We start from the raw sequence: 20860 nt of genomic DNA, 5'->3' as shown, positions 1-20860 counted from the left end.
GCCGCGAGCGAGTTTCGACGTGCGGTGCGCGGTCCGCGGGCGTCGGTCGGTGGTGCCCCCGTACCCCGTGCCGCCCCCGTACCCCCGTACGGCGACGGGGGCACCGCTGGTCCCCTGGCCTCGCCCGCTACCGTCCCAGCGCCTCCCCCACCTCCCTCGCCAGCAGTTCGACGTACGTGGCCGTCCAGGCCTCGACCGTGGCGCGGTCCCACAGGTCGGTCGAGTACTCCAGGTATCCGGAGAGCACGTCGCCCGTCGGGATCAGACCGAAGTTGAACTCGGAGCGCGCCCCCGGCACCGCGAGGTCCTCGACCGCCGTGGTCACGCCCGGCAGCTCGACCTCCGTCTCCAGCGAGCTCTGGTACTGGAAGCCGAGCGGCAGCCGGTCGGGGATCTCGGTGCCGAGCCGCGCGCTCACCCCGGTCGCCACCGCGCGAAGCGGCGCGGCGTGGTCGATGGCCCCGACCGCGGCACGCGCCACCTGGTCGACCAGCGCCCCGAACGACGCGGCGGCGCCGCCCCGGATCCGCAGCGTGAAGGACGACACCGTGCAGGCCGCGAGCGCCTCGAACGCGCGCCGCTCGCGGTTGGCGTGGGAGATGCCGAGCACGACGTCCGGCTCGTCGCCCACCTCCGCGACGAGCCGCGCGAACGCCGCCGCCGTCACCACGAAGGGCGTCGTACGGTGCCGTCGCGCCAGCGCCTCCACATCGGCGCGGGTGGCCCCGTCCACGGTGAACAGCACCACGTCGCCCGCCCCGCTCAGCTCGGCCGGACGGGTCCTGTCCAGGGGCAGCGGCATGTCGAAGCGGGCGCCGTCCAGCTCGCGCGCCCAGTGGTCGACCAGGCGCCCCTTGTCCTGCGTACGGCTCTGCTCGCGCTGCCAGCGCGCGTACTCGCCGGGCTGCGGCACGTGTTCCGGGAGGCCGTGCGGGGTGCCGGTGACCGCCGCCCGGTACAGCGCGGCCAGCTCGCGCAGCAGGACGCTGACCGACCAGCCGTCGCAGGACGCGTGGTGCAGGACGAAGAGCAGCACCCACCGGTCCGGGCCCGTGCGCAGCAGGCGCAGGACCGGGGCGAGCTCGGCCTCGATGTCGAAGGGGACCGCGGCCGTCTCCGCGGCCACGCGCTCCGCCGCCTCCTCGGCCGTCTCCGCGGTGGCGGACGCGCCGCGGCGTGCGACGAGATCCTCCTCCGGCAGCTCCACCGGCCGGGGGCGCAACGCCTCCTGCCACCACTCCCCACCGTCCGCCACGAAGCGGGTGCGCAACGCCTCGTGCCGCGCGAGGAGTTGACCGAGCGCGGTGCGCAGGGCCGGTACGTCGAGGGCTCCCGTCAGGGTGAGCCGCATCGCCACGTTGTAGATCTGCGGGCGGGGGTGCGTCCGGTGGCGGGTGATGAAGGCGGCCTGCTGAGCGGTGACGGGGGCGCGACCGACGACGACATCGCCGTCGTCCGTCTCGCTCCGGCCCTCGTCGGTGTCCCTGCCGACGCCTTCGCCTCCGTCCCTGTCGATGCCCTCGCCGAGGTCCTTCGCGAGGTGTGCCGCCATCGCCCGCAGGCCCGGCTCCTCGTAGAAGCGCGCGACGGGGTACTCCGTGCCGAACTCCTCGCGTACCCCGTTCGCCAGGCGGATCGCCGTGAGGGAGTGCCCACCCAGCTCGAAGAACGAGGCGCCGGAGCCGATCGCGGCCTCGTCCACCCCGAACTCGCGGGCCCACAACCGCTTCAGCCGCGCCTCGATGTCGCGCGCCGGGCGCACCGGCACCGTGGTTCCCGTAACGGCGGCCGACGTCGCGGTGGTCAGGGAAGGTGCGGGGAGCGCGCTCCTGTCCACCTTGCCGTTGGCGGACAGCGGAAGCTCGGGCAGTACGGTCCAGGCGTGCGGCACCAGGTGGTCCGGCAGCCGCGCCGCCAGCTCCGCCGTCAGCCGGTCGGCGAGTTCCTGCCCCTGCCCGGTGGCGGCCCGCGCGGGCACGACGTAGGCGGCGAGGCCGGCTTCCCCGCGCCGGTCGCGGCGGCCCAGGACGAGCGCCTCGCGGACCTCCGCCAGGGAGCGGAGAGCGCGCGACACCTCCTCCGGTTCGACGCGGTGGCCCCGGATCTTGACCTGGTCGTCGGCCCGGCCACGGAACTCCAGCGCCCCGTCCGCCGTCCAGCTCACCAGGTCGCCGGTGCGGTACATGCGCCCCTCGGCGCCCAGCGGATCGTCGACGAAGCGCTCCGCCGTCAGGTCGGGCCTGCCCAGGTAGCCGGTGGCCACGCCGGGACCGCCGACGTACAGCTCCCCGACCTGACCGGCGGACACCTCACGCCCGCGCGCGTCGAGCACGCGCAGCGTGACGTTGTCCACGGGGCGCCCGATCGGGATCGGTTCCGCGGTGGCGCGCGGCTCCACGGTCGCGACCGTGCAGAGCACCGTCACCTCGGTGGGGCCGTAGACGTTCACCGTCTCGTACGGGGTGCCGGGGCGCGGGCGGGTGCGCAGGACGTCGCCGCCCAGCAACAAGTGCCGCAGCAGCGGCTGTTGGCGCTCCGGGAGGGTGAGGACGGCCTCGCCGAGTGCGGTCGGCAGAATGGAGAAGCCGATCCGCCGATCCGCGTACCAGCGGGCCAGCGCGGCCGGGTCCTTGCGGACCGTGTCGTCGGCCACGACGACCGTGCCGCCCGCGGTCAGCGCGGGCCAGATCTCCAGCGCGGCGGCGTCGAAGCCCTGGCTGCAGACGGCCGCGCTGCGGTCGTCCGCGGTGAAACCGAAGCGCTCGTGGTGCCACTGGCAGAGGTCCACGACGGCCCGGTGCGGGACGGCGACGCCCTTGGGGACGCCGGTGCTGCCGGAGGTGTAGATGGCGAAGCAGAGGGAGTCGGGGCCGTGGGACGGTGCGGGGGCCGGGGTGTCCACCGGTGCGGTGGGTGCCTTTGGGGTGGGTGCCTTTGGGGTGGGTGCCGCGTCGACGTCGATCACGACGGTACCGGGCGGTGGCGTCGGCCGCGCGTCCGTGGCTGCGTCGTCGCCCACCACCAGGACCCGGGCGCCGCTCTCGGCGAGGACGGTCTCGGCCCGCGCCCTGCCGTGGGCGGGGTCCAACGGCACGTACCCGCGCCCGGACTTGAGAGCCGCGAGCATGGCGACGACCAGGTCGGCGCCGCGCGGCAGCCACAGGGCGGCCGGGCCCTCGCCGCCGCCGACGGCACGCAGCACCTGCGCGAGCCGCTCGGCACGGGCGACCAACTCCCCGTACGACAGCTCCACTTCGCCGCTGACGACGGCGGTACGGTCCGGGGCGGCCTCGGCCCACCGCGACGCCAGCGCGTCGACGGTGCTGCGGGTCCGCTGCCGGACCGGGCCGCGCCGCCATTCCCACGGCACCGCTGCCGGGGCGGCGTCGACGTACCCCACCGCCTCCGCGAGCACGTCACGGAACGTCCCGAAGAGCGCGTCGACCGTCGCCTCGTCGAAGAGGTCGGTGTGGTACTCCAGGTGGCAGCGGATGCCGTCGGGCTGGTCGGTGAAGTACACGCTGAGGTCCGTCAGCGCCTTGTCGGGCCCCGAGTCGAGCGGCGTCGACCGCACGCCGGGCAGATCGAAACGGAAGGGGTCGCCCGGCTCGAACTCGGCGAGCGTCTGGAAGACGGGCGTCCGGTCGAGCGTACGGGGCGGCGCGAGCTCCCGCACGACCGCCTCGAAGGGCACACCGGCATGGTCGTACGCGTCCAGGGCGACCCCGCGCACCCGGTCGAGGAGCGTGCCGAAGTCCGGGTCGCCGGAGAGGTCGACGCGCAGGGCCAGGGTGTTGACGAAGAAGCCGACCACGTCCTCGTACTCCGGCGTGCGGTCGGACATCGGGGTGCCGATGACGAGGTCGTCCTGACCGGTGACGCGGTGCAGCGCGGCCGCGTATCCGGCGAGCAGGGTCATGAAGAGGGTGCTGCGCCGCTCCCGGCCGAACCGCCTCACCCGGTCGGACAGTTCGGGGTCCAGGGTGCGAAACAGGGCGCGGCCGTGGGACGTGAGCACGGCGGGCCTCGGGCGGTCGGTGGGCAGCGCCAGGACGGGCAGGCCGCCGGCGAGGGTCTTCTTCCAGTACGCGAGGTCGTCGGCCGCCTTCGGGCCGTCGAGCGAGCCGAGCTGGGCGCGGGCGTGATCGGCGTACGTACGGGTGAGGGCGGGGAGGTCCGCGGCCGGTGCGCCCGGCAGCCGCGCGCGGTAGAGGGCGGAGATGTCGCGGGCGAGTACGGCGGCCGATGCCGCGTCCATCACGATGTGGTGCAGGGACAGGACGAGGACGTGCCGGGTCGCGCCGAGGCGGACGAGGCGTGTGACGAACAGCGGGCCTTCCGCCAGGTCGAAGCGGCGCTCGCTCTCGGCCCTGAGGACGTCGGCGACGGGGCCGTCTGCGCCGGGGTCCGCGCCTGCGTCTACGCCTGTGCCTGTGCCTGTGCCGTCGACAAGCTCGAAGTCGACGGGGCCCGGCGCCCGGGTGAACTGGCGTGGTTCACCCGCCACTTCACGGAACACGGTGCGCAGCTGCTCGTGCCGGGCGGCCAGCGCGTCCAGGGCCGAGCGCAGCGCGGCGACGTCCAGCGGGCCTTCGAACTCGATGGCCTTGGTCTCGTTGTACGCGGTGCGGCCGGGCAGCATGCGCTCCAGGAACCAGACGCGCTGCTGGGCCGGCGAGAGAGGTGCGCCGCTCACCTCCGCTCCCCCACTGCGCACCGGCACCGGCAGCGGCGCCGGAACCGACTCCGGCTCCGGCTCCGGCTCGTATCCGCGGCGCAGTCCGTCGAAGTGGGTCAGACCCTCGCGCAGCGCCGCCGGGGCGACGCCGAAGTCGACGAGGCCGACGATCTCGTCGGCGCCCGCCGCGTGCACCGCGTCCACGACGGGCCGCACGCTCTCGGGGCTGCCGATCAGGGCCCGCTGGTCGCAGTAGCGGTCGTAGGCGCGGCGGAAGACCACGTCCAGGTCGTCCTCGGTCATCGCCGACAGGTCGACCCGGTGGCCGAGGCTGTTGGCGACGTTGCCGAAGAGCGACAGGGACGAGCGCATGTACCGGGCCAGCGGCTCGCGCGCATCGGCGCGGGCCGCCGCGTGGTCCTCGGCGAGGTAGGTGTGCAGCAGCACGGCCACGTGCCCGGCGTCCGGGTCCAGGCCGCAGGCGGCGCGCGTGCGGCGGTAGAGTGCGACGTTCTCGTGGAGCTGTTCGACGCCCTGGGTCATGAGGTTGGTGACGATGCCCAGGTCGTGGCGTGCGGCCAGCTCGTACGACGCGGGATTGCCGACGACCGCCGTGTACATCGGCGGGGCGTCCTGGACGGGCCGGGGGAACAGCCGCAGGTCGCTCTCGCCGTCCCCCGTGGCGCGGCGCACGGGCTCGCCCCGCCACAACTGCCGTACCTCGGCGACCTGTTCGTACATCTTCTCCTTGTGGCAGCCGAAGCGCCCGGGGAAGAAGACGAAGTCGTCGGCGTTCCAGCCGCTCGCGCAGCCGATGCCGATCCGGCCGCCGGAGAGGTTGTCGACCATCGACCACTCTTCGGCGACGCGGATCGGGTCGTGCAGCGGCAGCACCACGGAGCCCGCGTTGATGCGGATGCGGGAGGTCTCGCGGGCGAGCGCGGCGGCGAGCACGACGGGGTTGGGGAAGAGGCCGCCGAAGGAGTGGAAGTGCCGTTCGGGGATCCACAGGGAGTGGAAGCCGTTGCGGTCGGCGAACCGGGCCGTCTCCAGGAGGTGGTCGTACTTGCCGTGGCGGGGCGCCGCGTCGTCCTGCGGGTAGTCGCCGAAGAAGTAGACGCCGAAGTCGAGGGTGCGGGGGCCCTGACGGGTGGGTCGGCGGCTCTCCGGCGCTGGTTGCGGCTCCCGCGTCGGTCCGGCCTTCGGCTCCCGCGTCGGTCCGGCCTTCGGCTCGGGCCGCGGCTCCCGCTTCGGGTCCGTCCGGGCGGCGACCGCCGCTGCCCCGTTCCACGCCATGGCCTTCACCGGCGCCTTCACCGGCGCTCTCGCCGGCCTTCTCACCGACCTTCTCACCGGCGCCTTCGGTGCTCCGAGGGAGAATCCCGCCGCACGCAGCTCCCGCAGCGAGTCCTTCACCGCGTCCACGATGAACTCCACGTCGCTGTCGGAGTGTTCGGTGGACAGGAAGAAGTTGCGCCACTCCCACACGTGCACGCCGCGCAGCATGAGGTGGTGGTAGAGCAGCTCCATGTCGGCCCGGTGCTCGAAGCGGAACATCGAGCCGAAGTGGCTCATGCGCAGGGCGAATCCCTCGGCCTCGAAGAAGGCGTTGAGGGTGGCGGCCAGTTCGTCCGTACGGGCGTTCAGGCGCTCCTGGAGGTGCGGGCTGTGCTCCTTGAGGTGGGACAGTACGGCGCGGGTGGCGACCATGGACACCGGGTGCTGGATGTAGGTGCCGCCGAAGAACGTGGTGTCGGCCGCCGGATAGCTGTCGTCGCCGTAGTTCCAGTGGCCGCCGTCGATGCCGTCCATGATGTCGGCCCGGCCCGCGACGGCTCCGATGGGGAAGCCGCCGCCGAGCAGTTTGCCGTACGTGGCGAGGTCGGGCGTCACGCCGTACAGCTCCTGGGCGCCGCGCGGGGCGGGGCGGAAGCCGGTCAGCATCTCGTCGAAGAGCAGCACGATGCCGTGGCGCCGGGTCAGCTCGCGCAGCCGCCGTACGAAGTCGGCCGGCCGGAGCGACGGGTGGCGGCTCTGCACCGGCTCCACGACGACCGCGGCGATGTCGGCGGCCTGCTGCTCGATGACGGCGAGGCTCTCCTCGCCGCCGTACGGCAGGACGAGCAGGTCGGCGACGGCGTTGGCCGGGATGCCCGCGGACATCGGGACGGTGGTGGGTCCTTCGCCGCCGGTGCGCGGTGAGCGGCCGAGGACGTTGTCGTTGTGCCCGTGGTAGGCGCCCTCGAACGTGATGATGCGGGAGCGGCCCGTGGCGGCGCGGGCGAGCCGGATCGCCGCGGAGTTCGCCTCCGTACCGGAGTTGGCGAAGGCCACCCGCTCCATGCCGGTCAGCTCGGCGAGCAGCTCGGCGGCCTCGCCGGTCTCCACGGTGCGCGGGCCGAGCTGGATGCCGCGCGAGAGGTGCTCGCGGACCGCCTCGGTGACGAAGGCGGGCTCGTGGCCGAAGAGCAGGACGCCGAAGCCCATGGTGATGTCGACGTAGCGGTTGCCGTCGATGTCCTCGAGCGACGAGCCGCGCGCCCGCCGCCCCGCGACGGGGTACAGCATCTCCTTCGTACTGCTGCGGAACCCGACCGCGGCCCTGCTGTCGGCGAGCACGCGGCGGTAGCGCTGGGCGATGCTCTTCGAGGTGGGCGTCTTGGCGGTGTAGCGGCGCACCAGGTCGTCGAGGTGGGCCCGCTGCGTCTCGGATGCGTCGCCGCGGAGCATGCCGGAGCCCCTGGAGACTTCGAGGCGCGGCCCGTGCTGGGCCGGGCGGGGCGCGGCGGTCTCCTGCTCCACCCCGCCCAGCTGCCGGGTGATGCGCCGTGAAAGCTCAGCCATCGCGGCGAGGTCGGCGTCGACGGCCCCGGAGAGGGAGCGGCCGACGGATTCGGTGCCGGTCACCGGCCCGCCTCGACGTCGGCGGCCAGGTGGGCGGACGCGGCCTGAGTGGTCTGCGCGATCTGTATGGCTTGTGTGGCCTGCGAGGTCTGCGCCGCCAGCAACTGGCTCAGCTGGCCCATCAGTTGCAGCTGCATCTGCGAGAGCTGGTGGACCTGGCGTACGAGGTCCTCCACTTCGCGGCGCGTCGCGTACTCGACGGGGGCGGGGGCGGGAACGGGGGCGGTCGGGGCCTGAGCGGACACCGGTACCGGTGCGCCGTACACGGGCGCGGGATCCCGGGCGGGTGGCACTGCGGGCGCGGGTTGTGCGGGCGGTGCGGGGGCGGCAGCCGGGACAGTGGGAGCCAGGGCAGGGGGAGCCGGGGCAGGGGGAGCCGGGGCAGCGGGAGCCGGGGCGGAGCGAGTCGGGGCAGCGGGAGTCGGCACAGCGCCCGGCTCCGGCTCCGGCTCCGGAGCCGCCGACGCCACCCCACCCCCCATCTTCCCCACGATGACCAGCGCCAGCCCCTTCGCCGAGCCCGCCTCCTCGAAGAGTTCCCGCATCGACACCTTGACCTGGTGCTCCTCCTCCAGCTCCCGGAGCACGCCGATCATTTGCAGCGAGTCCGCGCCGAGATCGAAGAAGGATGCCTCCTCGGCAATCTCGCTCGTGTCGTAGCTGAGGTGCTTCGCGGTGACCTTGATGATGTGCTGGAGCACGCGCTCGACCGCTGCCTCGTCCTGTGCCACTTCCGCCCCATCCCTTGCCGCTCGTACGTGTACGGGTTGTTCCGACCGGGGAAGGTGGTTCTCCGGCCCTGTCCAGTAGTCCTTGTGCTGGAACCGGTATCCGGGCAGCGGAATACGGCGTCCCGCCCCGCCCATGAACGGCCGCCAGTCCACCGGCGCACCCGCCCGGTACAGTCCGGCGACCGCGTCCCACAGCGGTTCGAGCCCGGCGCCGCGCCGCAGTGACGGGTGGGCCGCCCGGCCCGGTACCGCCCTCCGGGCCAGTCCGCTGAGCGTCGTGTGCGGGCCGATCTCGACCAGTGCGCCCACGCCGTCGTACGACGACGCCCCCACCTCGTGAAGGACGTCGGCGAAGCGGACAGGGTCGCGTGTCTGCCGTACGAAGTAGTCGGCGTCCGGCGCCCATCCGGCGGGCCGGGTGCGCCCGTCGAGACCGCTCACGAACGGCACGCGCACCGGACGCGGGCCGATGTCGGCCACCAGCTCCCGCAGGCCGTCGAGGACCGGGTCCATGAGGGCGGTGTGGAAGGCGTGCCGCACCGGCAACTCCCGCGCGTGCACGCCGCGTTCGGCGAGGAGCGCGTCCAGCCGCTCCATGGCGGCGGCGGGCCCCGCGAGCACCTGACTCCGCTCGCCGTTCGTGACGGCGAGCTCCACGCCGGGCACCTCGGCGGCCAGCTCCTGTGCCTCCCGCACCCGTGTCGGCACCGCGACCATCGCGCCCGGCGCGCACCGGCGCCGCATGAGCCGGCCGCGCCCGGCGGCGAGGCGAAGCCCGTCCTCGGCGGACAGCGCCCCCGCCGCGTACAGCGCGCCGAGCTCCCCCACGCTGTGCCCTGCCACCACGCCCGGCTCGATCCCGGCCTCGCGCCACAGGCGGACGAGCGCGCACTGCAACGCGAAGAGCGCGGGCTGCGCGACCTCGGTGTCCCACACCGGCTCCCCGCTCCCGGGGCCGTGCGGCGGGCCGAGCAGCGGGCCGAGGAGGCTGCCGCCGCCGGACAGCTCGGCGAACTGCCGCTCGCAGGCGTCCAGAACCTCGCGTACGACGGAAAAGCGCTCGTGGAGGGCGCGGGCCGCGCCCCGGTGGAGGCTCCCCTGCCCCGTGAAGAGGAACCCGGCGCCGGCACCGCCCGCACGGCTGGGCGGCTGCTGTGCGAGCCAGTCGTCGAGGGCGCCGGTGAGCGCGGCGACGGTGTCGCCCCGTACCGCGAGCCGGTGCCTGCGGTGGGCGCGGCCGAGGGCCAGCGTGGTCACGAGGTCCGCGGGGTGGGTGCCGGGGTGCGCGCGCAGGTGGTCGCGCAGGGCACCGGCGTTGTCGGCGAGGGCCGCCTCGGTGTGGCCGGAGAGCACGAGGACGCCCGGGGGCGGCGGCGCGTCGGCCGGGCGGGGCGCGGGCTCGGGGGCCTCTTCAAGTACGACGTGGACGTTCGTGCCGCCGACGCCGAAGGAGCTGACGCAGGCCCGGCGCGGCACCTCGCCCGTCGGCCACGGCCGCGCGGATTCCGGTATGTAGAAGGGGCTGGCCGCGAGGTCGAGGGCGGGGTTGGGTCGGCGGAAGTTGGCCATCGGCGGGATGACGCCGTGCCGCAGGACGAGGAGGGCCTTGACCAGGCTCGCGAGGCCCGAACAGACGTCGAGGTGACCGATGTTGGCCTTGACCGAGCCGAGCGCGCAGTAGCCCGTGCGGTCGGTGTCGGCGCGGAACGCGGTGGTGGCGCCCTCGAACTCGATCGGGTCGCCCTTGAACGTGCCGGTCCCGTGCGTCTCCAGATAGCCGACCGTGCCCGCGTCGACGCCCGCGCGCCGCAGGGCGCGGCGGATCGCGTCCCGCTGCCCGGCCGCGCTGGGCGCGCTGAACGCCTTCTTGTCCGCGCCGTCGTTGTTGACGCCCCAGCCCCGGATGACGCCGTGGATGTGGTCGCCGTCGGCGACGGCCAGGTCGAGGCGCTTGAGTACGACCGCCACGACGCCGGTGCCGCCGACCGTGCCGTCCGCGTCGGCGTCGAAGGGCCGCAGGTAGCCGCTCTTGGAGAGGATGGAGCCCTTGACGTACTGGTAGCCGAGTACCTGCGGCACGTGGAGGGCGGTGGCTCCGGCGACAGCGATGTCACAGTCACCGCCGACGACCGACTGCGCCGCCAGCTGGACCGCGGTGAGCGAACTGGAGCACGCCGTCTGGACGTTGACGGCGGGCCCGGTCAGGCCGAGGCGGTACGCGGCCCGGTTGGCGGTGAAGTCGGCGAAGTTGCCGATGGTGACCTGCAGTCCGGCGACCCAGTCCGCGATGCCGCCCCGCAGGACGTTGTTCTGGAGGTAGCTCTGGAGGGAGTAGAGATGGTAGCCGGTGCTGGCGTACACCCCGACGTCGGCGCCCGCTTCCGCGCCACCCTGCCCGCCGCCCTTCCCGCCGCCCGCGTACCCGGCGTCCTCCAGCGCGTGGTGCACGCACTCCAGGAACAGCCGGTGCTGCGGGTCGGTGATCCGGGCCTCGTGCGCGCTCATCCCGAAGAAGCCCGCGTCGAACCCGGCGATGCCGTCGAGGATTCCGCTCGCCCCGACGAACTCCTCGGCCCGGTACCGCTCTTCGGGGATTCCGGCGGCGGCGAGCTCGGCGTCGGTGAAGCGGCGGACGCGGTCGGCGCCGTCGCGGATCGTGCGCCAGAACTCCTCCCTGGTGTCGGCCCCGGGCAGCCGGAAGGACATCCCGACGACGGCTACGGCGTCCCGCTCGCTCATCGCGCCTCGCTCTCCCGCTCCACGGAGCCCCCGTGTCTCCCGGCATCCCGGTCCCGCCGCTCCACGGCCCCCTCGCCGCCTCGCACCACCGCGCGCTGCCGCACCAGGACGACGAGCAGCCCGACGCAGAGCGTGATCGCGAGACCGTGGAGCAGGGCCACGACGTGAAACGGTGAGAAGCGGTCCAGGAGCGCGCCGCTGACCAGCATTCCCAGGCCGAATCCGGTGTTCTCGGCCGACGCGGAGAGCCCGAAGAGCCTGCCGCGCTGCTCGTCGGGCGCGGCCTGGAGACGGGTGACGTACGCGATCTCGGTGAGCCCGTCGGCCATGCCCGCCACCAGCGCGGCCGCGACCGCCACCCCCGTGGGCAGCCCCGCGAAGACGACGATGAACGCGGCCGACATCACGCAGGCCCCCACGGCGAACGCCCGCTCCCCCGGCCCCTGCCGCCCGCCGCGCCCGCCCCACCGCCCGCACACCTGCTGCATGACGATGTTGCCGAGGGCCCACGTGGCCCAGAACTGGCTGACGAAAGTGGCCGGATGGGACGGGTCGAGGTCGCTGGAGTAGACGGGCAGGGCGACGTTGTGGGACGAGGAGCCGAGGCCGTCGGCGGCCCTGAGCGCGATCATGAGGGCGAGGACGGGGGCGGCCCGCAGCAGCAGGAGCGAGCCTCCCCGCCGATGACCGTCCCCGGCACGACCGCCCGCAGCCTTCGCCGCAGCGCCCGACGCCTTCGCACCCCCCGGGCACGTCTTCGCCTCCCCCTGCGCCCTCGTACGGATGGGCAGCGAGAGCAGCACGCCCGCCGAGACCGCGAAGGTGGCGGCGTCCAGGGAGATGGCGGCGACGTATCCCAGTCGCGCGACGACGACACCGGCGGAGGCGAACCCGGCGATCATCGCGAGTGAACGGCCCGTGGCGAGAGCCGAGTTGGCGCGCATCCGCAGCTCGCCGCCGACGATCTCCGGGATGCTACTGCGCAGGGCGACGCCGGACAGGGTCGAGCAGAAGCCGGTCACGACGGCCAGCGCGTACAGCAGCCCCGCGCGCCCCGCCTCCGGCGCGATCAGCAGCGCCGTCATGGCGGCGCACTGCGTCAGGTCGGCGCCGACCATCAGCGCCTTGCGGTCGTACGCCGAGACCAGCCGTCCACTCACGAAGCCGGACGCGACGCTGGTCAACAGGCGTACGGCCATGAAGAGTCCAGCGGCCAGCGCGCTGTCGGTCACCTCGTAGACGAAGACGTTGAGGGCGACCATGTTCAGGTAACTGCCGTACGCCGAGACGGCGTTGCCGACGACGAGCAGGCGAAAGTACCGCAACCGATCCCCCCTGGTCCGCGCCGGGCTGCTGCCATTCGGGTCGTGCACGGCTGCGCCCAGCCGAGACGGCCTTCACATTCGCCCGCCCCGAACTATGCCCACAGTCCCCCGAATTGGGGACTTGACATGGTGGATGGCGGTCAGTAGTTGCCCTTTCCCCTGGGTATGCGGGGATTCCTTTGTGTTTCGGCACGACCGTGGTTAGATCACGTTGCGGCTACAGCCGTCGTACGTGTTGACAGTCCCTCACGGAGGGAAGATGCCAGGAAACAGCCGCCCGCAGAACGCGCCGGCGTTGTCCCACAGGGAACGTCAGGTGCTGGCCCACATCGCGGCAGGCCTCTCGCACAAGCAGGTCGCCAGGCGCCTGGGCATCAGCGTGCACACCGTGAGTACGTACCTGCGCCGGATCCGCACCAAGCGCGCGGCGCCCACCGTGGCCCATCTGATCCACCTCAGCCACAGCGAGGACTGCCAGAACCCGTAGAGCCTGCCTTCGAACCCCCCGCCTGCCCCCCCAGAGGCCGGTACGCCTGTGACAGAACGGAGACGTCGCGGGAGACCGCCTGTAACTCGGTGCGAGATACAAATACTTCCGACCGCAACGCACCGCGCTCCTTCTGGGGGAAACCGTGAAGAACACCCGCATCGCCGCTCTCGCCGCCCTCGGCCTCGCCGCCAGCCTCTCGCTCACCGCCTGTGGCGGCGACGACTCCGGGACGGACTCGTCCTCCAAGGGCTCCGCGTCTTCCTCCTCCTCTTCGTCCAACGGCTCGAAGTCGGAGGCGGGCGACGCGAAGTCGGGCGCCGGTGAGGACACCAAGGCGGAGGCGGCCCCGAACGGCTCGACGAAGACGGGCGCCAAGTCCACGTTCTGCAAGACGGCGGACCTGGCCATCGACGCCCGGGACGCCGCGCCCGACGCGAACACGGGCCGGATCGACATCACCATGGTCAACCGGGGTTCGACCACCTGCTCGGCGACGGGCTTCCCGGGCGTCGACATCAAGGACGCCGACCACACGTCGAGCCCCATCGAGCGCGGCCACGCCCAGCCGCGTGTCACCACCCTGAAGCCCGGTGACGCCGCTGTCTTCAACCTCGCCTACGACATCGACACCACCGGCGACAGCATGACGTCCCCCACCAACATCCTGGTGACGCCCCCGAACGAGACCCACACCGTGAGCCTGAAGTGGCCCGCGGGCGCCGGCCGGATCAAGGGCGCCTACACCGACGTCCAGGTCTACCCCACGCACACGACCAAGTAGGGGTGGCGAGGGCGACCGGCCGCCGCGGACGGCTCGATCAGCGCAGTCCGGCGAAGAGATCGGTCTCGGGCACAGGCGCGCCGGTGGCGTCCTGGACACGTACGAAGGTCTCCATGCCCATCAGCTCGCCGAACCTCTCCTTGCCCATCTTGAGGAAGAAGATGTTCTCCCCCTGACTGGCGTGCGCGGCGAGCGCGTCGAACTTCTGGCCGCTGAACGCGGTGGTGTCCACCCAGGTGCTGATCTCGTCGTCGGGGAGGCCGATCTCGGCCAGGGCGGCGGCCTCGGCAGGGTCCGGCTCCGGCATGTCCTCGTGGAACTCGCGCATGATCTTCCCGAACTGCGCCATCGCCGAGTGGGGCATCGTCGTCCAGTAGACCTTCGGCGTCAGCCCGCTCTTCTCCACCGCCGCCATCGTGATGCGGTGGGCCTGGATGTGGTCGGGGTGCCCGTAGAAGCCGTTCTCGTCGTAGGTGACGACCACGTCCGGCCGGTAGTGCAGCATGAGGTCCGCGAGCCGGGCGGCGCCCTCCTCCACGGGGGTCCGCCAGAAGGATCCGGGGGCGTCATTGCTCGGCCAGCCCATCATTCCGGAGTCGGCGTAGTCCAGCATCTCCAGATCGCTGATCTTCAGTACCTCACAGCTCTCCTGGAGTTCCCGCCGGCGCATCAGGGCGACGGCCGCCGGATCGTGTCCGGGATCACCCGGCTTGACACCTCCGGGCCCGTCACCGCAACCGCCGTCGGTACACGTCACGAGAACCGTACGCACGCCCTCCGCCGCGTACCGCGCGAGGATCCCTCCGGTTCCGGTGGCCTCGTCGTCGGGGTGGGCGTGCACCGCCATGAGTGTCAAGGGTCGCTCAGCCATGAAACAGTCCTCCTGCGCAAAATGAACAACGGCTCGATACGGGTCCGCGGCGTGGATACCGCGAGCCCGGGGGCCCGGATCCGTCGAGGCACGACGGTCCGGTGGCCTCTCGGTGCAACAGCGCGCCACGGACCGGCTGTTCCCACTGCCCTCCCGTGACGGGTTTCGGCCAAGCATCCGGCCGGGGCCGGTCATTCCGGCAGAAGCGGATTCTGCGGGCGGCGCGCGGCGGCGAGGATCTCGCCGCCACCGCTCCGGTGGCACGCCTGCGGGAACAGGCCTGTGATCAGGGGGTAGAGCATGACCGCGCACACCCGAACCAGCAAGGTCCGACAGACGGCGCGCCGGAGCCGGACCCTGGCGGTCGCCGTCGTGCTGGCCGCCGCGGGCACCGCGCTGACCGCGGTGCCGCAACCGGCCGGGGCGGCCCAGACGGCGTTGCCGCCGCAGACCATCGCGAACCCGGTGCACTACTGGAACGACGTGCTCATGGACGTCGTCCGAAGAGAGGGCGGCGGTCCCGGCCCGATGGCCAGATCCGCCGCGATGCTGAACGCCTCCATCTACGACGCGGAGTCCTCGTACCAGCTGAAATGGAAGGGCAGGATCACTTCCGAGCCGTACATCCGCGCCACGAAGTACACGGGCTGGATCGAGGGCCCCGACGAGGAGGAGCGGGTCGTCGGACGCACGGCCTACAACATCCTGCTCGGCCTCTACCCGGGCCAGACCAACTACCTGGACGCACGGTTCCGGCAGCGCTTCGGCACCGAACCGACCGAGTTCGACCTCCTCGACACCACGGTCGTCGGGCCGATGGTCAAGCAGATGCGGGACGCCCGCGACGGTGACGGCTCCGACAACGACGAGGTGTACGTCGCCGACAACAAGCCCGGCGCCTGGCGGCCCACCAGCTACCCCGACATGGTCGACCCCAACTGCACGCAGGCCGGCCAGGCCGTGACCCCGTTCTGGGGACGGGTCAAACCCTTCGCGCTGACGTCGGGCTCGCAGTTCCGGCCGCCGACTCCGGGCCTGTACGGAACGTACGAGAAGCTCCTCGCGAGCGACGCGTACAAGCAGCAGGTGGCGGCGGTGCGCAAGGCCGGCGCCGACAAGCCCACCGCCAATACCCCCGAGGTCGACCGGACCCCGGAGCAGGAGGCGGTCGCCTGGTTCTGGGCGAACGACGAGGACGGCACGTACAAGCCGCCGGGCCAGCTGCTCCAGGCCACGCGCGAGGTCGCGACCCAGCGCAGACTCAACACCTACGAGAACGCCCGTCTGTTCGCCCTCGTCTCGATCGCGATGGCGGACGCGGGCATCGCGGTGCGGGACGTGAAGTACCTGACCCCGATCGACCTGTGGCGGCCCGTCTCCGCCATCCGCGACAGCGGCCTCCACCGCGAGTGGAAGCCGCTGCTCAAGACCCGGGCCGGAGTGAACGTCTCGCCGTGCTTCCCGGCCTGGGCCTCCGGACACGCCACCTTCGGCGCCTCCTGGGCCGGGGTGATGAAGCGCTACTTCGGCAGCGACGACATCGCCTTCACCATGACCACCGACGAACCGCAGTCCCCGGTCAGGTCCCGCTCGTTCACCAGCTTCAGCCAGGCCGCCCGTGAGGACGCCCAGAGCCGGGTCTGGCTCGGCGTCCACTTCCCCTGGGACGCAGAGGACGGACTCACCCTCGGCGAGAAGATCGCCGACCACGTCTACACGACCAGGCTGCGCAAGCTCTGAGAGCCTCTCTTTGCTGCCCCGGCGCTACGACGGGCTCCGGTCGGAGGCGGGCCAGACGTAGGGCAGGTCGTCGGGGGTGTCCGGGAAGAGCGGGGCGTAGAGTTCCGGCGCCTTGCGAAGGAGCGCCGACCGATGGCTGCGGTGGAAGGCCGGGTCCCCCAGCCAGGGAGGCAGCTCGCCGTCGTCGGCGAGTTCCTCCTGGGCGCGTACGGCGGTGCCGGGACGATGCCGCGTGAAGTCGGTGACGAGGGTGGTGGCACAGGTGTCGGGGCGCCCCTGTGCCACCCACACCGCACACACGTCGAGGCCGTAGCGGACCAGGGCCTCCTCGTAGCCGGTCCACATGCGCACCGCCGGGTGGTTCCGCCATCCGTAGCCGGGCACCGTCAGGCCGCGCAGCACCTGGAGCGCCTCGACGCGCTGCTTGCCGAGGCGGGCCCGGTCGAGGACCGTGGCGGACCGCGTGAAGTCGGGGTAAGGGAGGAAAGTCTGCACGCGGAATGCCTACCGCGGTGGGCCGCTGCCCACCCTGTTCCGTTCGGGCGACGCGGTCGCCCCGGGCACGCCCGGCACGTCCCGTGGGTCAGCCGCCGCGGCGCACCCGGGCCGCCCTGCGCGCCTCGGCGAGCTTGCGGGCCTCGTCGCTCTTGCGGGACTTCCCGCCAGTCCCGCCCGTACCGCCCGTGCCCCGTGAGGTGTCCTTACTCGTACCGAGACCCCGGAACGGCGTGTTCGTGTTCTTGGGCCGGGCCGCGGCGGGGCCGCCGTCGAGCGGTGTGCCGGAGGGGCGCCGGGCCCCGGTGATGCGGCTCAGCTCGGCCTCGCCCGAGCGCACCTTGGTGACCGTCGGCTCGATGCCGGCCTCGCTGAGCACGCGGCTGGTCTCGCGGCGTTGCCCCGAGAGGACCAGGGTGATGACGCGCCCCGACTCGCCGGCGCGGGCGGTGCGGCCCGCGCGGTGCAGGTAGTCCTTGGGGTCGGTCGGCGGGTCGACGTTGACGACGAGGTCGAGGTCGTCGACGTGCAGGCCGCGGGCCGCGACGTTGGTGGCCACAAGGACGGTGACCTGGCCCGCCTTGAACTGGGCGAGGGTGCGAGAGCGTTGCGGCTGGGACTTGCCGCTGTGCAGGGCGGCGGCGTGCACGCCGCTGGCGCGCAGGTGCCGGGTGAGCTGGTCGACGGCGTGCTTGGTGTCGAGGAACAGCAGTACGCGGCCGTCGCGGGCGGCGATCTCCGTGGTGACGGCGTACCGGTCGGGGCCGTGGACGACAAGGACGTGGTGGTCCATCGTCGTGACCGCCCCCGCGGAGGGGTCGACAGAGTGGACGACGGGATCGTGGAGGTAGCCGCTGACCAGCTGGTCGACGTCGCGGTCGAGGGTGGCCGAGAACAGCATCCGCTGGCCGTCCGGGTGCACCTGGTCGAGCGCCTCGGTGACCTGCGGCAGGAAGCCCATGTCGCACATCTGGTCGGCCTCGTCGAGGACGGTGATCCGGACCCGGCCGAGGCGGCAGGCCTTGCGTTCGATGAGGTCGTGCAGCCGGCCGGGGGTGGCGACGACGACCTCGACGCCGTCGCGCAACGCGGCGATCTGGCGGCCGATCGAGATGCCGCCGACGACGGCGGCCATCCGCAGCCGCAGCGCGTCGGCGTACGGCGTGAGCGCCTCGGTGACCTGCTGGGCCAGCTCGCGGGTGGGCACGAGGACCAGCGCGAGGGGCTGCTTGGGCTCGGCGCGCCGTCCGGCGATCCTGGCGAGCAGCGGAAGCCCGAAGGCGAGCGTCTTGCCGGAGCCGGTGCGCCCGCGCCCCAGGACGTCGCGGCCCTCCAGGGCGCTGGGCACGGTGGCGGCCTGGATCGGGAAGGGCTCGCGCACCCCGAGCTCGTCGAGCGTGCGCAGCAGCGCGCCGGGCAGCTCCAGCCCGGCGAAGCCGGTCCGGACCCGGTCCGTCGCGTCCTGTTGGGTCGCGTCCTGATGAGTCATGGAGAGCCTTCCGCAGAGGTGCCGGGAACGTACCGAGGAAGGCCCGGCAGGTGGTGGCCCCACAGGCGCGGGCCGGGGTCGGGAGTCCGCCCCGGCCGGAGCCGGGGCGGGTGGGGCAGACGAGTCGGGCTGTACGCCGGGGAGAGTAACCACGACGCTATGACCTGCATAAACGCCCTGGATGGCCACCTTCGTGGCTACCTACGTGGCTACCTACGTTTCCCGCCGTGCGGCCCACGCAAGTGTCGCCGCCGTGACCGGCGCAGCGCCAGCCGGTGTCTGGTCTCGCCCCAGCCTCCCACGAGGCTGGGGCGAGATGCCACTACGGAGGCGCGGGGAGCGAGCCAGGGGCGTCCAACATGTGGACAACGGCCGTGACATGCGTCACCCGACCTCCAGAGTATCGAGCCGCGCCCATGCAATTCCCGGGTGAGGCGGCTCCATATTTTAGGGCCCCAGTCAGTCACTGCGACACACCGCGCCTTCTAGCTATCGCTGCGCATCGAACGGCGCTAGCCGATGGCGACCGGCGTGCAGCCATTTACGTCTCCGGCACGAGAAGCAGCGCCCCCTGGAACCACATCTCAGCGGCTCCTGGAGCACCGTCGAGCTGGTTACGCGAGTTCAGCGACTCCATATCCCAGAGGGCAAATTCGGTTTCTCCGAAGTCGGCCGCCTTAAAGCGACCAGTCACAGCCCGACCGGCACTGACGCCCAAGTCACGCGGCCGCCCTCGTCACCCTGGTACTGCCCGATGTCATCGGTAAGGCGATGCACGAGATAGAGACCTGGCTCCTCCTCGGGCTGCGGCAGCGGCTGCTTCATCTCCCCGACCGTGAGCAACGCGTGGGCCCCGTCACACGAGATCCGGCCCGCTATGTCGACGCTCGCTCGATGCCGGGCAGTGACATCGACCAGTTCTGCGAGCACTGCCAGTACTGATTCCGCGGCGGCCTCAGCTCCGGGAAGCGCGGTCAGTAGCGCCGGCAGCACCATCGCTGCGAATCGCCGTGAACGGCGCATGGCTTCGACGGGCCCGTGTTCGGGGCCAATGCGGAACTCAAGGGAGTTCTCTCGGGCGGGGTGCTGCGCCGCGGCAGCCTGCCGCGGCGCGGGCGCCCGCAGGCTGGAGGCCCAGAGCTGGGGCATGGCTTCGGAGATCGTCACGGTTGATCCGTCCCGTCGGATGACTCGTGGTCGAATGTTAGTTCGATGCGTGCGGGTATGTGCGTCCGCGCCTGCGGCGGGAGGGGGGAGTTCGAGTCTTCCAGGAAGGACAGCGAGCTGGTCGAGGTCGGCGGCTGCATGGGTGGAGCGACACTCCTCGTCGAGGCAGGGTGGGCGTCACGCGGGCAGCACAACCGGCGGTGACCACCTTGTACCTGTACGTGCTGATCCGGGGCCCATCCAACGGGTTCGATCACCATTCGTCAAACCATCCGTGGACCCTCGATGGGTCATCGTCGCACGAATCCAACGATCGTTGCGCGGCGGGTTATGGTGGCAGCCTCGAAACCCGCCAAGGAGACCCATCCACCGTGACCTCACCTCATACCCAGGGGACGGGTTCGTTCGCCGAACGACTGAACTTGCTGTTCGCAGCATGCGCCCCGGAAGACCCCGACAAGCCAGGCCGCTACGTCGAGTACACCAACCAGCAGGTGGCCGACGAAATCAACCGCCGCCACGGCGACGGCACCATCAGCAGCGAGTACATCCGGCGACTGCGTAAGCCGAACGGCCCGAGCCCGACCGAGAAGTACCTGTCCCCCCTCGCGGACTTCTTCATGGTGCCGCTCGACGCCTTCAAGATCACGGGCGAACCGAGCCAGATTGCCCAAAAAGTGATGGAAGAGGCGCAACGTTTTGTTGAATCCAGACGTCAACAGGAGCAAGTGGAACAAGAGGCTCCTGATGTCGCAGTGCTAGCTCGCGCCGCTCGACGCCTCTCCCCTGCCAACCAAGCCCGCGCCGCCCGATACGTCTCCAAGCTCGAACAACTCGAACAGATGGAGCACGAAGCTGACGGCTGACCCGCCTGAAGCCGCCCCCCACTGCAAGGTGTTACGACCGGTGCTCAAACATGCCGACAATGCGATCCGACAGGCCCTCGACGGCATCGTCCTGCCAGACGAGCTGACCGTCGCTTCCCTCTTCGCCGCCATCCAAGAGCTGTACCCCAGACCCTTGGAGCTGCTGCGCGGGGAGCCACCCATCGAGGGCCTTCGAGCAAACGGCCTCTGGCTGACTCGCCCCAACGCCGACAGCGACGCCATGTGGGTCGCGCCGGAACTCACCGGCGCACCCGCCGTGCACAGCCTCTCCCACGAGTTCGGCCACTTCCGTCTGGGGCACGAGCCCGTGGTTCTGCGCGCCACACCGAAACCTGCCGCGCCCGCCGTCGAGGACTTCCAGTTCCTCAGCCCCGCGTTCATGGACGGGTGTCTCATCGGCCGCCCCCGATCACAGGACGGCCCACACGATCCGGAGTACGCACGGATCGAGGACCAGGCCGAGCAGTTCGCTTTCGCCCTCCGCCGTAAAGCCGCGGCCCAGGCCCGAGAGAACCGTCACCACGGTGATGCGCTTCTCGACCGCCTCTACAAGGTCCTCTGAC

12 protein-coding genes are annotated in these 20860 nt (G+C 72.0%); 5 read left to right on the top strand and 7 right to left on the bottom strand.

The features are described from left to right. Positions 1-127 precede the first annotated feature (127 nt). Genes AC07DI_RS23135 through AC07DI_RS23125 form a run of 3 tightly spaced genes read right to left on the bottom strand, consistent with a single transcriptional unit; the run spans position 128 to position 12377 of the window. Positions 128-7585 carry a MupA/Atu3671 family FMN-dependent luciferase-like monooxygenase gene (locus tag AC07DI_RS23135; protein ID WP_478905928.1) on the bottom strand — a complete coding sequence of 2486 codons (7458 nt, stop codon included), beginning with the start codon at positions 7583-7585 and terminating at the stop codon, positions 128-130. Continuing rightward, a complete protein-coding gene (locus AC07DI_RS23130) occupies positions 7582-11052 on the bottom strand; it encodes a type I polyketide synthase (protein WP_478905927.1) in 3471 nt (1156 codons plus the stop codon). The genes AC07DI_RS23135 and AC07DI_RS23130 overlap by 4 nt, the downstream gene beginning before the upstream one ends. Next, the gene (locus AC07DI_RS23125) at positions 11049-12377 is read right to left on the bottom strand and encodes an MFS transporter (RefSeq protein WP_478905926.1); all 1329 of its coding nucleotides are present in this window, start codon (positions 12375-12377) and stop codon (positions 11049-11051) included. Before AC07DI_RS23125 ends, AC07DI_RS23130 begins: the two co-directional genes overlap by 4 nt. Positions 12378-12636: 259 nt before the next feature. Here AC07DI_RS23125 and AC07DI_RS23120 point away from each other — a divergent pair, with 259 nt between their 5' ends. Continuing rightward, positions 12637-12864, top strand: coding sequence for a response regulator transcription factor (locus AC07DI_RS23120; RefSeq protein WP_478905925.1), 228 nt, complete (start codon positions 12637-12639; stop codon positions 12862-12864). Positions 12865-13009: 145 nt separating this feature from the next. Further along, complete coding sequence (locus AC07DI_RS23115; protein WP_384256683.1) at positions 13010-13648, top strand: DUF4232 domain-containing protein; 639 nt, start codon at positions 13010-13012, stop codon at positions 13646-13648. Positions 13649-13685: 37 nt separating this feature from the next. On the opposite strand, the gene AC07DI_RS23110 is transcribed toward AC07DI_RS23115, so the two are convergent. Further along, the gene (locus AC07DI_RS23110) at positions 13686-14519 is read right to left on the bottom strand and encodes a PIG-L family deacetylase (RefSeq protein ID WP_478905924.1); all 834 of its coding nucleotides are present in this window, start codon (positions 14517-14519) and stop codon (positions 13686-13688) included. Between the two features lie 300 nt (positions 14520-14819). On the opposite strand from AC07DI_RS23110, the gene AC07DI_RS23105 reads away from it, so the two are divergent. Next, positions 14820-16259: a vanadium-dependent haloperoxidase gene (locus AC07DI_RS23105; RefSeq protein WP_478905923.1), complete on the top strand. Its 1440-nt coding sequence runs from the start codon at positions 14820-14822 to the stop codon at positions 16257-16259. Between the two features lie 24 nt (positions 16260-16283). Here the strand turns inward: AC07DI_RS23105 and AC07DI_RS23100 are convergent, their stop codons facing one another. The 3 genes from AC07DI_RS23100 to AC07DI_RS23090 all read right to left on the bottom strand — a co-directional run bounded on the left by AC07DI_RS23100 (position 16284) and on the right by AC07DI_RS23090 (position 19410). Next, a complete protein-coding gene (locus tag AC07DI_RS23100) occupies positions 16284-16754 on the bottom strand; it encodes an MSMEG_6728 family protein (protein ID WP_384256690.1) in 471 nt (156 codons plus the stop codon). Positions 16755-16842: 88 nt separating this feature from the next. Continuing rightward, positions 16843-18243 carry a DEAD/DEAH box helicase gene (locus AC07DI_RS23095; RefSeq protein ID WP_478905922.1) on the bottom strand — a complete coding sequence of 467 codons (1401 nt, stop codon included), beginning with the start codon at positions 18241-18243 and terminating at the stop codon, positions 16843-16845. Between the two features lie 690 nt (positions 18244-18933). Then, on the bottom strand, positions 18934-19410 hold the full coding sequence (locus AC07DI_RS23090) for a hypothetical protein (RefSeq protein WP_478905921.1): 477 nt from the start codon (positions 19408-19410) through the stop codon (positions 18934-18936). Positions 19411-19781: 371 nt separating this feature from the next. On the opposite strand from AC07DI_RS23090, the gene AC07DI_RS23085 reads away from it, so the two are divergent. Both AC07DI_RS23085 and AC07DI_RS23080 read left to right on the top strand, forming a co-directional pair. After that, on the top strand, positions 19782-20276 hold the full coding sequence (locus AC07DI_RS23085) for a hypothetical protein (RefSeq protein ID WP_478905920.1): 495 nt from the start codon (positions 19782-19784) through the stop codon (positions 20274-20276). Between the two features lie 40 nt (positions 20277-20316). Next, the gene (locus AC07DI_RS23080) at positions 20317-20859 is read left to right on the top strand and encodes a hypothetical protein (protein WP_478905919.1); all 543 of its coding nucleotides are present in this window, start codon (positions 20317-20319) and stop codon (positions 20857-20859) included. The last annotated feature ends 1 nt before the right edge of the window (position 20860 follow it).

Source organism: Streptomyces sp. NPDC044106, assembly GCF_056433985.1.
This window is presented reverse-complemented; position numbering and strand designations above follow the sequence as displayed.

Excerpts from the sequence above, each read along its gene's own strand:
- AC07DI_RS23105 (WP_478905923.1), top strand. The coding sequence starts at position 14,820 with ATGACCGCGCACACCCGAACCAGCAAGGTCCGACAGACGGCGCGCCGG.
- AC07DI_RS23110 (WP_478905924.1), bottom strand. The coding sequence starts at position 14,519 with ATGGCTGAGCGACCCTTGACACTCATGGCGGTGCACGCCCACCCCGAC.
- AC07DI_RS23130 (WP_478905927.1), bottom strand. The coding sequence starts at position 11,052 with ATGAGCGAGCGGGACGCCGTAGCCGTCGTCGGGATGTCCTTCCGGCTG.
- AC07DI_RS23120 (WP_478905925.1), top strand. The coding sequence starts at position 12,637 with ATGCCAGGAAACAGCCGCCCGCAGAACGCGCCGGCGTTGTCCCACAGG.
- AC07DI_RS23095 (WP_478905922.1), bottom strand. The coding sequence starts at position 18,243 with ATGACTCATCAGGACGCGACCCAACAGGACGCGACGGACCGGGTCCGG.